The following is a 15252-nucleotide window of genomic DNA, read 5'->3' on the forward strand; positions in this document are numbered from 1 at the left end:
TCCTATTTTCAGGCACCAGTTGCGACTATCTGTACCACTGGTGTCTATTACATTTATACCAACAATCAATACGACAAAAAATATGTGGATTGGCGGATATGGCATGAACAAGCAATAAATGCGAATGGTTATATTTTCTCTGGCATAACTTCATTATGATTATGAAATAATTTAGTTGTGTAAGTGTCTGTATAAGAGTTAAATATAGTTAATTTATATAAATATTTTCTAATTTGACAGCTTGAGGCAGGCCTGCTGATAAGTTTTAATAAATGATGAGAACCATTATTATTCTAATGCTATGTTTTTGTTGAATATTTAAATTAATTTTTGAATTTTTAGATGAATAATTATGAAAATTAGTCTTATTTAGATTAAAAATAGTGTTGAAATTTAATGTTATGATAAGTTCAAACAGTTGTATTGATTATCGAAGTGAAAGTATTGCGTAATTAATACAACTATTTAGAGGGGAGTAGGATTGCAGGTTAATTTTAGCCTGCAATCCATGACTGCACAAAATACTGAGGCAGATTATTTATCCCCATTGAATATAGTACTGTGATGCAAATGCATGCCTAATCTGCTGATAGGTATAGTGTATACAGCACGGGTACGAAAACAACAGCATAAATTTATGTTATTTAAATGGTTAATCTGGTGATGACGGTTTCAGGGTCAGGCCAGATTAATGACGGCTGTTTAATGATTAATCAAAGCTGTCTGGCTATGCCAACAGAACAGCTTTGAGCAAAAAGGAAGCAAATATGGAAGGCAAAAAAGTTGTACTGGATTGTTTAAACCGCTTACTGGCAGGAGAGCTGGCCGCACGTGACCAATATTTTGCGCACTCACGCATGTATGAAGATATGGGCTATATGCAGCTTTTTCAGCGCATAGACCATGAAATGCAGGAAGAAACCGACCATGCCCACCAGTTTATTCACCGTATTCTGATGCTCAATGGCAAGCCAAATATGGTACCGGATGCAGTCAATGTTGGTACCGATGTCGTGAGCATGCTGCAAAATGATCTGGCTACCGAGCTGAGTGTACGCCAGAATCTGAAAGATGCAATTAAGCTGTGTGAACAGGAACAAGACTATGTTACCCGACAGTTTCTGGTAGCGCAGTTGAAAGATACCGAAGAAGACCATGCCCACTGGCTGGAACAGCAATTACGCCAGATTGAAATAATGGGTTTGCCAAACTATCTGCAAAGCCAGTTGTAAGGAGAAAAATATGCAGGGTGACCGTTTGGCCTTACAGGCACTGAATAAAAATCTGGGTTTACTACTGGTATCTATCAATCAGTATTTTTTACATGCACGGATTTTACGCAACTGGGGTTTTGCCGAGCTGGGTGAAGTCTTGTACAAACATTCGATTCGCGACATGAAAAGTGCCGATGCATTGATTGAACGCATACTGCTGCTGGAAGGACTGCCCAACTTGCAGGAATATGGCAAAATTCTGGTTGGTGAAAACATCACCGAGATTTTACAGTGTGACCAGCAGGCAGAACAGGCCAAGCATATTGCGCTGGCCGATGCGATTGCCGTGTGTGAAAACCAGCTTGATTTTGTATCACGCGATTTGCTTGAACAGCAAAAAGCAGTAAATGAAGAATATCTCGACTGGTTGGGTACACAGCTAGACCTGATTGAAGAAATTGGCTTGGCCAATTATGCCCAAACAGCGGCACGGGCAGACTAATACAGATTATGCAGAAAACAACAACAGCACGTCTGCGTACGTGCTGTTTTTTTATGGCAGCAAGCACATCATGGCTAAGCTGCTGCCTCGTCGGCAACAGAATGGCCGTGTGGCTGAAACCACGCCAGTTGCTGGCGCAACCGTACCACCTCCCCAATAACCATCAGTGCCGGTGTGGCCGCCTGTTGTGCCAGTACCGCCAGTTGATGTAGTTCACCGGTTAAGACACACTGATTGGCCTGCGTGCCATGCGAAATAATCGCTACCGGCGTACTGCGCACCCGCCCGTGGGCGATTAATTGCCGGCTGATTTCCGCTGCTTGCAGCGTTCCCATATAAATCACCAGAGTTTGCCGTGCACAGGCCAGCGTCTGCCAGCCGTATGTCTGACTGCCCAACTGCTGGTGGCCAGTGATGAACAAAACACTCTGGGCATAATCGCGATGCGTGAGTGGAATACCGGCATAGGCAGTGGCTCCCAAACCAGCACTGATGCCGGGAATAATACGAAAAGGAATGCCAGCCATCTGCAATACTGCACATTCTTCACCGCCACGGCCAAAGACAAACGGATCACCGCCTTTGAGGCGTACCACACGCTTACCCTGCTGTGCCCACTCTACCAGCAGCTCATTGGTTTGCTGCTGTTGCACCTGATGGCGTCCGCAGCGTTTGCCCACACTGATTTTTAAAGCATCGCGACGCACCAGTGCCAGCACTTCTGCCGATACCAGTGCATCGTATAACACCACATCCGCTGCCTGCATGGCCTGCAAAGCATGTAAAGTTAGCAACCCGGCATCGCCCGGGCCGGCACCCACCAGCGCCACTTCACCCTGCGGCAGTGGCTGGTGCTGAGTTAACTGTTGCTGCAACAGCGTTTCTGCCGCAGTTTCATCGCCACTGGCAATATACTGGCCAAAGCGGCTATGCTGAAACAACTGCTCCCAGAAACGCCGCCGCTCACTGAGGCTGCGTAAGGCAGTTTTCACCTGTTTACGCCAGCGTCCGGCTACCGCAGCCACCTGCCCCAGAGAGAATGGCAGCAACACTTCAATCTGCTGGCGAATCAGCCGCGCCAGCACCGGCGCGTGGCCGCCACTGCTCACCGCTACCTGTATCGGGCTGCGGTCAATCAGTGCCGGCACAATAAAGGAACAGCAAGCCGGCTGGTCGACACAGTTGCAAAATGTCGCCGCTGCTTCGGCTGCCTGAAAAATACGCAGATTCAGCGCATGGTCATTGGTGGCTGCAACCACCAGAAACACACCATTTAACAAATCGGGGCTGAAATCCGTGCCAATATATTCGGCCTGTTGTGCCGCAAACCACTCTGCAAACTGAGCAGTGGTTTGCTGCGCAACCACCTGTAACTGCGCGCCGGCCTGTAACAGCGCACTGGCCTTGCGTTCGGCCACCAGACCGCCGCCTACCAGTAATACCTTGCGCTGGTGTAAATGAGTAAATATCGGGTAGTGATTCATACTGGCTTATCTTTGTATTTAGTATGCCATCTTATAAGCACCAGTGCCCGCCTGAAAAAGAAGCAATTTTTCTAACCAAAGCGTTGGCAGTTATATCTGCCATGGCCATGCACAGACTGGGGATTTAGTTATAAAGAAAGAAATTTTTATTCTTTCCTTGCCGTTGCCTGCGCTTGCTACTATCCATGTGATTCAGACAGTAATCTGCTTAAACAGTTGCAGTCATTAACAAATTGTACATTCAGGATAGTCATAACCATGTTGCGCCCCCGCCTGTGGACACCACCGCATGATGCGGCCGCCACCAAACGCCTGCCGGCCTTAACCGCCCAGTTGCAGACACGTTTACAGCAGATTGTACAGCAGCATCAGCATATTAAATTTGCCTCCAGTCTGGCGGTTGAGGACATGGTCATTACCGATGTCATTGTGCGCGAGCAGCTACCAATCGAAGTATTTACCCTCAATACCGGCGCACTCAATAACGAAACACAGAACCTGCTGCGTGCCGCCTATGAACATTGGGGTATCCGCATTGCCGAATACCGGCCGGATGAAGAAGCCGTTGATGCCTATGTAGCCGCCCATGGCAAACAGGCTTTTTATGACAGCGTTGCCCTGCGGCGTGAATGCTGCCATATCCGCAAAATCGAACCGCTTGGCCGCGCCCTGAGCAAGGCCGATGCCTGGATAACCGGACAGCGGCGGGAGCAATCAACTACACGCACAGCGTTAGCACTGGCAGAGCAGGATAAAGCGCATGGCATCGCCAAATACAATCCACTGGCCGACTGGCTGGAAACCGAAGTATGGGCGTATGCCCAGATGCAGCAGTTACCAGTAAACGAGCTGTACCAGCAAGGCTATCCAAGTATTGGCTGTGAGCCCTGCACCCGTCCCGTAAAAGCCGGAGAAGACATTCGTGCCGGACGCTGGTGGTGGGAAAGTCAGGATAGTAAAGAATGTGGTTTGCACAAATAGGCAGAAATCAACCCAGTGTTGCAGGCATGGCCGACATGCTTGGCAGCCATAACGGAAACATCATGAGTATTCAAGACAAACATCTGGACTGGCTGGAAGCCGAATCAATTTACATCATCCGCGAAGTAGTGGCCGAAGCGCGCAATCCGGCGTTACTGTTTTCCGGCGGCAAAGATTCAGTAGTACTGCTGGCACTGGCCGTCAAAGCGTTTCAGATTCCCGGACACAGCCTACAATTACCGCTGACACTGGTACATATAGATACCGGACACAACTATCCCGAAGTCATCGCTTTTCGCGATACCACCGTACAACAGTTGGGCGCACGGCTGATTGTTGGCAGCGTAGAAGATTCTATCCGCCGTGGCAGTGTAACCCTGCGCCGTGCTACCGATTCACGCAATGCCGCACAGGCCATCACCCTGCTGGAAACCATCGAAGCCAATGGCTTTGATGCATTAATGGGCGGCGCGCGGCGGGATGAGGAAAAAGCCCGTGCCAAAGAGCGGATTTTCTCCTTTCGCGATGAATTTGGGCAGTGGGATCCCAAAAACCAGCGGCCGGAATTATGGGATTTATACAATACCCGCCTGCACCCGGGTGAGAACATGCGCGTATTCCCGATTTCCAACTGGACAGAACTCGATATCTGGCAATACATCGCGCGCGAACAGCTTGCCTTGCCACCGATTTACTATGCGCACCAGCGAGAAGTCGTAGAACGCGGCAATATGCTGGTACCAGTAACCGAGCTGACACCGAAAAAAGAAAACGAAGTGAGCGTAATCCGCAGCGTACGCTTCCGTACCGTAGGCGATATTTCCTGCACCTGCCCCGTAGCCAGCGTAGCGGCCACCGCAGCAGAAATCATAGCCGAAACCGCACAAACCACCATTTCCGAGCGCAACGCCACCCGCATGGATGATCAAGTATCAGAAGCAGCAATGGAAGAGCGCAAGAAAGCAGGTTATTTCTGATGGCCAAAACACCAACCACAGCAACACCACATATATTTATCGTGCACGGCTTTCAAAGTAGCCCGCATGATAACTGGTTTGACTGGCTGGCCACACAGGCACGCGCTGCCGGTGTCACCGTAACCCAGCCGGCCATGCCCGCACCAGACTATCCACAGGCCGCAGAGTGGCAGCAGACACTGGATAAAATTATCGGCCAGCCCCAAGCAAACACCTTTCTGATTGGCCACAGCCTTGGTGTCATCACCTTGCTGCACTTTCTCAGCCGGCACCGGCCGGCACGGCTGGGCGGGCTCATACTGGCGGCCGGCTTTGCCACCCATCTGCCCAAATTAACAATACTGGATGACTATATCCATGCCAGCCAGCCCGATTTCACCGTTTTGCAGCACATCAGCATGCCGGTACACAGCATTATTTCCACCAATGACCCCTATGTTCCCGAAGCCGCCAGCAGCACCATCGCCCATGCATTGCATAGCAGCATCGATTATGTACCGTCTGGCGGCCACCTAATGGCCGAAGACGGATTCAGCGAATTAGCACCCGTCTGGCAGAGCCTGCAACAGATGCTGGCGCAGGCAGCAACCCCACAAAAGTGAGACACCGATGAGCACCGATTCCGTATTGCGTTTTATAACTGCCGGCAGCGTGGATGATGGCAAATCTACCCTGATAGGACGCCTGCTGTTTGACAGCCAGTCATTACTGGCCGATCAAGTGGCCGCGCTGTATCACGGCAAACACAAACGTACCGCCGATGGCGTTCCCGATTTTGCCCAGCTCACCGACGGGCTGGCGGCCGAGCGCGAGCAGGGCATAACCATCGACGTAGCCTACCGTTATTTTGCCACCCCGGCACGCAAATTCATCATTGCCGACACCCCCGGGCATGAACAATACACCCGCAATATGGTGACCGGCGCCTCAACCGCCGATGCCGCCATTATCCTGATAGACGCCACCCGGCTGGATTACAGCGCACACACACCGGCCTTATTACCGCAAACCCGGCGCCACAGTGCCATCCTCAAACTGCTCGGAACAGCACACATCATCGTGGCCGTGAACAAACTGGATTTACTCGACTACAGCGAAGAAAAATTCAACGCCATCAAACGTGCCTATAACAAACTGGCTACCGCACTGGATTTGCACCATATTAACTACGTACCCATCTCCGCCCTCAATGGCGACAACATCGTAACCGCCAGCGCACATATGCCGTGGTATCAGGGGCAGCCATTGTTGCGACTGCTGGAAAGCCTGCCCGTGGCCAGCCGCAACAGCCAGCTCTTAGCTGCACCGGCACTATTTCCAGTACAGCGCGTCGCGCGGCTGGATGGCAGCAGTGCCGATGATTTTCGTGGGTATCAGGGGCGGCTGGAACAAGGCTGCCTGCGCGTGGGCGACAGTGTGCGCATCGAACCGGCCGGCCAGACCAGCACCATTGCCGCCATTTATACCCCGGCCGGTCAGGTGGAGCAGGCACAGGCAGGTACCGTGCTGACCATAGTACTGGCTGATGATATAGATGTATCACGTGGCGACAGCATCGTTGCCGCAGACAGCACATTGCAACCAGTCAAAAATCTCAGCGCCTCAATATGCTGGTTTGACAGCAAGCCATTGAATTCTGCCCGACGCTACTGGCTCAAACATAGCACACAGACCGTTTATACCAAAATCAGGCAGATTGATTACCTACTGGATGTACAAAGCCTGAATCACCGCCAAGACAGCGACAGCCTGCAACTGAATGATATCGGCCGCATACAGCTCAGCGTGCAGAAACCAATAGTAGCCACTACCTACCAAGCCAATCCGGCCACCGGTGCCTTTATCCTGATTGACGAAGCCACCAATCACACCGTTGCCGCCGGCATGATTGCCTCACTGGCCTAAAACCGCATTCAAGTACCATCTCTGTAGCCTGACAACTCCGGCGCAGATAATTATCCCTCTCATATACACTGCCAGCCTGATTTCACACTGGCAGTGTACAGTTATTCATTATTATCCCCAGCAGCATGTACAGATGCTTTCAGCTAACTACTGATTAAAACATATACCGAAGCATACATATAACGTAAACATTTGTTTAAAGATTATTCACAGAACAAGCCTTAGAAGTGAGCATAAATGCATAGGTATAAATTGTATGTAAACAACAAATAAGAATAATGTGTGAACATTAATTTAATAGAGGTTATATTGCTATAACCTCTATGTGTTGTATAAATTCCATCATAGCTTATCAAGCTAAGATTATTGTTTATAACGTAAATAATGTAAATATTACAAAGAATAAGCAGAAAAATTGTCAAATTATATATTGACAGTAACTATATTTATAAACAAAACATAACAGAAATTAAGTTAATATTCTATTGTCTTTTAATCGGGAAATAACAGATGTTAAGTGATCGCATTAAACAGGCTCGGCAGCGTATTGGCCTGTCACAACAACAGGTTGCCGATAAAATGGGCGTTTCCAAAACTGCCGTATTCAAATGGGAATGTGGCCATTACGAACCCAAAAGTCTGGATATACTTGCCAACATATTGAGTGTCAATTTAACGTGGTTACGTGAAGGTCGTGGCAATCCATTTCCGATACAGATTACCAACGTACCTGCTGTAATAAACACCGCACCGTACAATCAGGATGAGACACAAGTATGCCTGTATTCATCGATTGAAATGGCCGGCTACGTACACTCAAAACAGCCACACGGGCAGCATTGCAAAAAAATCAGCCTGAGTACCGAGCTTCTGGAGCGCAAAAAAATCAGACCCGAGATGGTGGTGTGTTTTCCAGTGAGAGATAACAGCATGGATCCCATCATTCCGCACGGAACAATTTTTGCCGTAGATTTAAACCGTACCAATATAATTGACGGCAATCTGTATCTGATTAAACAGAATCACCAGTATCGCATCAGAAAGCTGTATTCCATGCCTTACGATGAAGTACGCCTGCATGCCTATAACAAAGCAGAGTATCAGGATGAATACGTATCGGTTAAACATATAGCTATAGTTGGCCGCGTATTCTATTATGCCGTAGGACTGTAAAACAGCTTTAGTACCACATGCCATTGCAGCCAGCCAGACTCTGATAGAAATTAATGCACTCAGCTAATTCTATCGGGTATGGCTGGCTAAACTGGCTACAGCCAGACTCATCATACCGAAACCGCGTATAACCTAAACCAGTTTCCTGATGGAAATTACCCCATAAAATAGCAGAAACTCAAAGTCAGCAATCCTCCCCACAGCTCCAGTAAACATCTGATAGCGGATATATCCAGCGCGCCGTATTTTCCCGCCATTTATAAACAATAGAATTACCCATGCCATATATACGGCAAAGGATATCCGTATGACACTACAGAGGCAGAAGCAACATTTAAAACCATTAAAACAACGTAGATAAACAAGAAAATTCATCACCCCACGTGCATCACAACACACCTGCGCAGCTTGTATTTATTGGTATAATCATAAACAATTGCATGCATCGTCAGGCTATCTGCCTTCCGTTGGATTAAGCAACCAGCCACCCCTTAAATTTATGGTTTAAAAAATGTTACCACTTCAAAACAAACATTCATTATCAACGCCAATTACCGGTATGGATTAACTACATCAGATTTAATTGATTTCACAAAGGGAAAAGATGGATATTAAACTGGCCAAGAATGACAAACGCTATATCCAAAGCACAGACGACGTATACAGCATCATGCAGCGCGTATTATTGCGTGAAAACAAAATTGACCAAGAAAAAGAACATTTTTGGATCATCGGCATGAATCAGTGCGGTTATATCCTGTATATCGAACTGATTGCGCTCGGCACCTATAAAGCAGTCAACATCGAGCCCATGAACGTGTTTCGCGTAGCCGTGATGAAAAACGCTTCACGCGTGATTATCGTACATAACCATCCATCCGGCTCGCTAACCCCTTCTGAGGACGATAAAGACACCACCGACCGCTTAATTCAGGTTGCCCGCATTTTAAATATCGAGCTTACCGACCACCTGATTATCACCCCCAGAAGCTACATCAGCTTTCGCACCATCAGACTGATGGAAGAGCTCGAACAAAGCCTGAAATATGTACCGCCTTACCAAGTGGTTGAACGGATACGCAAAGAAGAGAAGAAAATCGCCAAAGAACAACTGGCGGTTGAAAAGAGCAAGACTAAAGCTGAAAGAGAAAAACGAGAAAAACTTATGCGGGCAACGGTAACTGCTTTATTAGATAAAGGCGTACCAACTGAAGATATTGCCAAGATTTTAGAAATCACGCCTAAAGCGATGGAGAGATTGATTAATAAAACGGAATGATGTAACCACAAATAAAATGGTAAACCGCAAGCCAGCTTGCGGCTTTATTATTTATTCCAGTGATTAACCCTTTTCAGGATGATTATGTAGCCACAAAAACTGTTGTATAAACAGCTCCCCCTCATTTAGATTTTCTTGCTCGTATCTACTTGGATAATCATCTGGTATATCAAGCAAATGAGAAAAATTATCTTCAATGCTTTTAATAAAAGCAAACACATCTATTTTTTCAGCTAAACTATCATAATGTTCCCTTGTAAAATCAGCCTTATATTTACCTGTCGTGCCCCATGCTGTTGGCGTATATGCGGTAAGCAAACGTATAATGGCTGTAGGGTCTTGAGCAATTAATTGCTTAACATAATCATTAACACATTGATTGTTTACATATTTATGTAATATATTAAAGATATCAAATAAAACCCTAGAATAATTTATAGTGATATCTTCACCTTGAGCTATATGTTTTTCTAAAATATTTCTACCTAAATATCTGCCAAATTGATTGATACATTCTTCTGAAAAATATTCATTTTCTGGTCTTTCTTTATCCTCTCTTCTCAACCGGTAGAAAAGTGTTACTTTGAACGCAAGAGAAGAAGCAATATCAAAACATTTAAAAACTAATTCTGCTCTTTTATTTTGTTCAACATTTTGAATTAAATCACTTGATAACATAGCGGATTGTTCTAACGTTGTTAGCCAAAAGTCTATTCTTTCAGGATTAGGCATTAATTCACTTTTTTGGGCTATTGCAATTGTTAATGGATAAGCAAAGTTACTTGAAATACTTTTGGCTTTATTCCTCAATTTTTGAATAATATTGCCTGCATTATCAGTATTTATTAAATCATTTAATGGGTTTTTATCTTCATTAAAAGGGTATTGCCAAGACGCTAAATTTGATAATAAAGAAGATATTGACAAATTAGCAACTTCATCATTTGGAATTGAATACAAAAAATATCTTGAAAAATACTTTTCTGAACAAATACGTTGAGCCTTATCCCAGATTTTTGGATAATCTGAATCATAAACCGCATAGCTATATGCTTGATTTAATTTAGGAAATAATTTTAGTAATAATTCGATAATATTTTCTTTATTAATATTCTGTTGTAAATCAAGTGCAGTGTTAACAATATCTTTTATTTTCTTTCTTACTGATTCAGTATTTCCTTGCTGAAGTATTCCAGTAAAAAATTCCTTATGGTTTCTAATGGCTTCATATAAAGATGGATAAAAAATTCTAATTCCCTCAATAAGCATTAAATCAACAGGATTAACTTCTCCTTTTAATAGAGGAAGAGAAAATAACAACGCATTACCATAGAGTTTAGCTCTGCGAGGCGTACATAATTGTTCATTAAAGCCAATAAAACATCGCTGAAACTCTTGAAATTGTTGATCAGTAAACTTAATATTAGCCACAAATAAAGCACGATTGATATCATTAAAACAAAATTGTTGCAAAACTTCCTTATCTATTACAGGTAGATGTAATGGTATTTGGATGATTTTCTCTAGAAATGCTTCACCTGCATGATGATTAGCACCCGTATATTTCTCTTGTAATGCTGAAGCCACAATATCTTTATCAAAGGCTAAAATATAGGCTGTATATTTAAAATCAGCGATTAATTTAACAATTTTAAATAATAATTGGATTTCTGCCTTATCCAATCTATCCACATCATCAATTAAAATAAGAACTCGCTTTTGGGCTTTTTCTAATGCAGCTTCAATTCTCTTTTTCAATTCATCTGTATCAATAGTTGTTATAAAAGAACTGATAATATTACCTGCTCCCCCCATGTTTACAATTGACGCAGCAGGCGGTGCTGCTCTTTTTACAATATCCTTGAGCTTGTCTTTACCTGTAATTAATTTAGTATCTAATGCCTCCGCAATGGTAAAAAAGAAACCTTTTAATAAATCATCTTCAGTACCGTAACGCCATGGATTAAACTTGATGCAAATAACTTTCTTTTCAAATTTAAGAGATTCCTCTATAAAGTTAAGAACAGAAGTTTTTCCATCCCCCCATACCCCATATAGCCCAATCACAAGACCACTTTGATCCTCTCTTTTCGCTATCACCTGTGCAACTCTTTCTGCAAATTTCCATCGAGAAAATTTATCTTCTTCTTTTGACTTAAGCGGAGCATCAGCAGAAAATTGTCTATTGGTCATATTGGTATCACCTCCATAATTGTTTGATGGGTTAACTATAATTATTCTTAACTTAACTTATTTTAGTCATTTTTAAATTATATATGTTGCTTTAATTTAATTGAAATACCAGATATATAAAAATTTTTTCTCTGACAAAGCCATCACAAACCAGTCAAATACCACCCTTACGCACCTTGCACAGTGGAACGGCAGGTCAGGGGATTTTATTTAAAACCCTCGCTAGCCCGTATCAATATAGTGCAGTTGTCAGCTTGGCTGATGTGAATATTGTTTGCCATTTAAGCACATGCCTCGCAGAATAATCAGCCTGTTGGTGGCTCTGTTTTTGGTATGGTAAAAAATCATTCAAAATTAAACATAAAAATAAATAAAATAAAAAAATTCCATACAAAAGGATATTTATATACATTATTTACCAAAATATGTAATCAAAGATGAATATTAATAAATTAAAAAATTGGCATGTGTGAACCTGTTACAATTTATGCATAAATTCGCGTAGATTTGCATTTATCCATAGAAATGAGGTTGAATTATGTTGCAGCCCACTAATGCTAAAAACCATCAGAAAATTGTGCTGGTTGGTGCCGGTGCTGTTGGTTCTACTTTTGCTTATGCAGCTACTCTTCAAGGTATCGGTCAGGAGCTGGTGATTGTCGACGTTGCCCGGGACAAGGCACATGGTGATGCCAAAGATATCGCCGATGCCTTACTGTTTACCTACCCGAAAAACATTTACGCTGGCGATTACAGCGATGCTGCCGATGCTGATATCGTGGTGATTACCGCTGGTGCAGCACAGAAGCCGGGTGAATCGCGTCTGGATTTGGTTAACCGCAACTTGCATATCATTAAAAGTATCGTAACTCGTATCGTGGAATCCGGCTTTAATGGTATTTTTCTGGTGGCGTCCAATCCGGTGGATATTCTTACCTATGCCACATGGAAACTATCCGGTTTTCCGGCAGAACGGGTAATCGGTTCCGGCACCTCGCTGGATTCTGCCCGTTTATGTAAATATGTAGGCTATCTGTTTGATGTCGACCCGCGTACTGTGAGTGGTTATATTCTTGGTGAACATGGCGATACCGAATTTCCGGCTTGGTCACACCTGAGTGTAGGCGGTTTGACTATGGAAGAATGGATTAAAAATGACCCGCGCTTTACCGAAGCCGATTTGGATAATATTGCCAACCGTGTAGTTAATGCTGCTTACGATATTATCCGCCTCAAGGGGGCAACTTATTATGGTGTCGGCGCGGCGCTGGCGCGTATCTGTCGTGCGCTGCTGGACGATGAAAACACCATTTTGCCTGTTTCCGCCTATCTGAACGGCCAGTATGGTGTTCAGGATATGTATATTGGTACGCCGGCCGTGCTCAACCGGCATGGTGTGCGGCAGGTAATTGAAATACCGCTGAATGAAAAAGAGCAGGGCTTAATGCGTGCCTCAGCCAGCCAACTGGATGAAGTGATGCGCAATACCTTTGCCGAAATCGGTATACAACGTTAAGCACGACAGTCTGGAGAAGTCAGACTATGCGTTTCTGGGCAGCACGCCGGCTGCCTTTTTACATATGCTTGTCGCTTCTAACTAAATAAGCGCCATTTCTTTCTCAAAAATCTTTGTGCTTGCTAGTATGGCTGAATTGTTTTTAGCAGCCTGTAAATGAAATTAATCATAATTTTATCGAGCACAAGCCATGACCATACCTCTATCCCCCGAATTGCTGCAATCACTCGCGCAGCTATCGCCCACGCAGCTAGCATGGCTATCTGGCTATGCATGGGCAACCAGCCAGCAGGGAAATGCTGCTGCTCCGGTAGCCGTCCCTGTAGCCAGTGCTGCCGCAGCAGTTGTGGCACGTAAAGTACTGGTTTTATCCGCCTCACAAACCGGCAATGCCCGCCGTGTGGCAGAAAGCCTGCAACTGAAACTTGAAGCTGCGGGCATTAATGCTACCCTCTGTGCCGGTGGCGACTACAAAAGCAAGCAGCTTGCCAGTGAAGATATTCTGCTGCTGGTTACTTCCACTCAGGGGGAGGGTGAACCGCCGGAAGAAGTCTTACCGCTGTATAAATATCTGTTCGGTAAAAAAGCCCCCGCACTTAATCAGCTTCATTTTGCCGTACTGGGGCTGGGCGATAGCAGCTATCCGCAATTTTGTCAGTGTGGTAAAGATTTTGACCACCAACTGGCACAACTGGGCGCACAGCGTCTTGCCGAGCGGGTAGATTGCGATGTTGACTATCAAAGCAGCGCAGCAGCGTGGCAGGATAAAATTGTTGCCCTGATTAGCGCATTAAATAGCAGTCATGCCGGTGTGAGTAATGAGGTACAGCAAAGTGTGGTTGCCGCCCAGACGGCGGTATTTACTAAAGAAGCCCCTTTCACGGCCAGCCTGAGTGTACGGCAGAGAATTACAACGCTCAATGCCGGCAAAGACGTTGAACACATTGAAATTGATTTGGCCGGTTCCGGTATCCGCTATCAGCCCGGTGATGCATTGGGTGTGTTTTATCAGAATGCCCCAGCGCTGGTCAGCGAAATTCTGCAACATACGCAGGTGGATAAGGATGCACCGGTGCATCTGGCCGATGGCCGCGAGGTGACTATTGAACAGGCATTACAAAACGAGCTGGATATTACGCAGACCACACCAGCTTTGATAAAGACTTATGCGCAGCAGGCACATATTGCCGAACTGGATGGCATCATTGCCGATGCTGCTGCCTTGCAACAGTTTATCGCCACTACACCGCCGGTAAGCGTATTGGCCACCTATCCGCAGCTACTCAGTGCGCAGACACTGCATGACCTCTTCCGCCCGCTGACACCACGCCTGTATTCCATTGCCTCCAGTCAGGACGAGGTTGGGGAAGAAGTTCATTTAACGGTGGGCGTTGTGCGCTTTAGCCAGCGTGGCCGGCAATATACCGGCGGTGCTTCCGGTTTTCTTGGTGAATATTTGCAGGAAAGTGAGGCGGTACGGGTATTTGTGGAAGAAAATCACCGATTCCGCTTACCCGAAGATGGTAATACGCCTATCATTATGATTGGTGCTGGCACCGGCATTGCCCCGTTTCGCGCATTTATGCAGCAGCGTGATGCCAATGGCGACGCAGGCGAAAACTGGCTGGTTTTCGGTAATCAGAAATTTACCGATGATTTTCTCTATCAGGCTGAATGGTTGCAATACCGCAGAAGCGGGTTATTGACTCGTTACGACTTTGCCTGGAGCCGGCAGGGCAACGAAAAAGTTTATGTGCAGCATAAATTGCGTGAACAGGCCGCGGATATCTGGGCATGGCTACAGCGCGGAGCACATATTTATGTTTGCGGCGATGCCAGCAAAATGGCACATGATGTTGAGCAGGCATTGCTGGATATCGTGGCCACTCACGGCCAGCTTAGCCTTGAAGATGCCGATGACTACCTGAGTGAGCTGCGGCAGCAGCAGCGTTATCAGCGGGATGTGTATTAACCGCCATGCATTATGATGGAAACGAGATTCACAAACCCTGACCAGACCGATTAATA

General features: G+C 45.6%; 12 protein-coding genes. 10 read left to right on the plus strand and 2 right to left on the minus strand.

What is annotated here, in order from left to right; genetic code table 11:
- Positions 1-767: 767 nt before the first annotated feature.
- Both bfr (MJ764_RS06975) and bfr (MJ764_RS06980) read left to right on the plus strand, forming a co-directional pair.
- Positions 768-1232, plus strand: a complete 465-nt coding sequence (gene bfr / locus MJ764_RS06975) for a bacterioferritin (protein ID WP_239325868.1) — start codon at positions 768-770, stop codon at positions 1230-1232.
- Between the two features lie 10 nt (positions 1233-1242).
- Complete coding sequence (bfr, locus tag MJ764_RS06980; RefSeq protein WP_100091140.1) at positions 1243-1716, plus strand: bacterioferritin; 474 nt, start codon at positions 1243-1245, stop codon at positions 1714-1716.
- Positions 1717-1790: 74 nt separating this feature from the next.
- Here bfr (MJ764_RS06980) and cysG read toward each other — a convergent pair whose 3' ends face one another.
- Positions 1791-3200: a siroheme synthase CysG gene (gene cysG, locus MJ764_RS06985; RefSeq protein WP_239325870.1), complete on the minus strand. Its 1410-nt coding sequence runs from the start codon at positions 3198-3200 to the stop codon at positions 1791-1793.
- A 252-nt stretch (positions 3201-3452) separates the two neighbouring features.
- Between cysG and MJ764_RS06990 the strand changes: the two genes are divergently transcribed.
- The 6 genes from MJ764_RS06990 to MJ764_RS07015 all read left to right on the plus strand — a co-directional run bounded on the left by MJ764_RS06990 (position 3453) and on the right by MJ764_RS07015 (position 9515).
- Complete coding sequence (locus MJ764_RS06990) at positions 3453-4181, plus strand: phosphoadenylyl-sulfate reductase (RefSeq protein ID WP_239325956.1); 729 nt, start codon at positions 3453-3455, stop codon at positions 4179-4181.
- A gap of 62 nt (positions 4182-4243) precedes the next feature.
- Complete coding sequence (gene cysD / locus MJ764_RS06995) at positions 4244-5158, plus strand: sulfate adenylyltransferase subunit CysD (protein ID WP_239325957.1); 915 nt, start codon at positions 4244-4246, stop codon at positions 5156-5158.
- Positions 5158-5760 carry an RBBP9/YdeN family alpha/beta hydrolase gene (locus MJ764_RS07000; RefSeq protein WP_239325872.1) on the plus strand — a complete coding sequence of 201 codons (603 nt, stop codon included), beginning with the start codon at positions 5158-5160 and terminating at the stop codon, positions 5758-5760. Before cysD ends, MJ764_RS07000 begins: the two co-directional genes overlap by 1 nt.
- Before the next feature lie 7 nt (positions 5761-5767).
- Positions 5768-7063, plus strand: a complete 1296-nt coding sequence (locus tag MJ764_RS07005) for a sulfate adenylyltransferase subunit 1 (protein WP_239325874.1) — start codon at positions 5768-5770, stop codon at positions 7061-7063.
- A gap of 510 nt (positions 7064-7573) precedes the next feature.
- On the plus strand, positions 7574-8236 hold the full coding sequence (locus MJ764_RS07010) for a helix-turn-helix domain-containing protein (RefSeq protein WP_239325876.1): 663 nt from the start codon (positions 7574-7576) through the stop codon (positions 8234-8236).
- A gap of 583 nt (positions 8237-8819) precedes the next feature.
- A complete protein-coding gene (locus MJ764_RS07015; protein WP_239325878.1) occupies positions 8820-9515 on the plus strand; it encodes a JAB domain-containing protein in 696 nt (231 codons plus the stop codon).
- Between the two features lie 63 nt (positions 9516-9578).
- Here the strand turns inward: MJ764_RS07015 and MJ764_RS07020 are convergent, their stop codons facing one another.
- The gene (locus tag MJ764_RS07020) at positions 9579-11708 is read right to left on the minus strand and encodes a KAP family P-loop NTPase fold protein (protein ID WP_239325888.1); all 2130 of its coding nucleotides are present in this window, start codon (positions 11706-11708) and stop codon (positions 9579-9581) included.
- Between the two features lie 538 nt (positions 11709-12246).
- Between MJ764_RS07020 and MJ764_RS07025 the strand changes: the two genes are divergently transcribed.
- Both MJ764_RS07025 and MJ764_RS07030 read left to right on the plus strand, forming a co-directional pair.
- Positions 12247-13224, plus strand: coding sequence for an L-lactate dehydrogenase (locus tag MJ764_RS07025; RefSeq protein ID WP_239325890.1), 978 nt, complete (start codon positions 12247-12249; stop codon positions 13222-13224).
- 190 nt (positions 13225-13414) lie between these two features.
- Positions 13415-15196: an assimilatory sulfite reductase (NADPH) flavoprotein subunit gene (locus MJ764_RS07030; protein WP_239325892.1), complete on the plus strand. Its 1782-nt coding sequence runs from the start codon at positions 13415-13417 to the stop codon at positions 15194-15196.
- Positions 15197-15252: the final 56 nt, after the last annotated feature.

The organism is Snodgrassella gandavensis (genome assembly GCF_914768025.1).
Lineage (GTDB): Bacteria > Pseudomonadota > Gammaproteobacteria > Burkholderiales > Neisseriaceae > Snodgrassella > Snodgrassella gandavensis.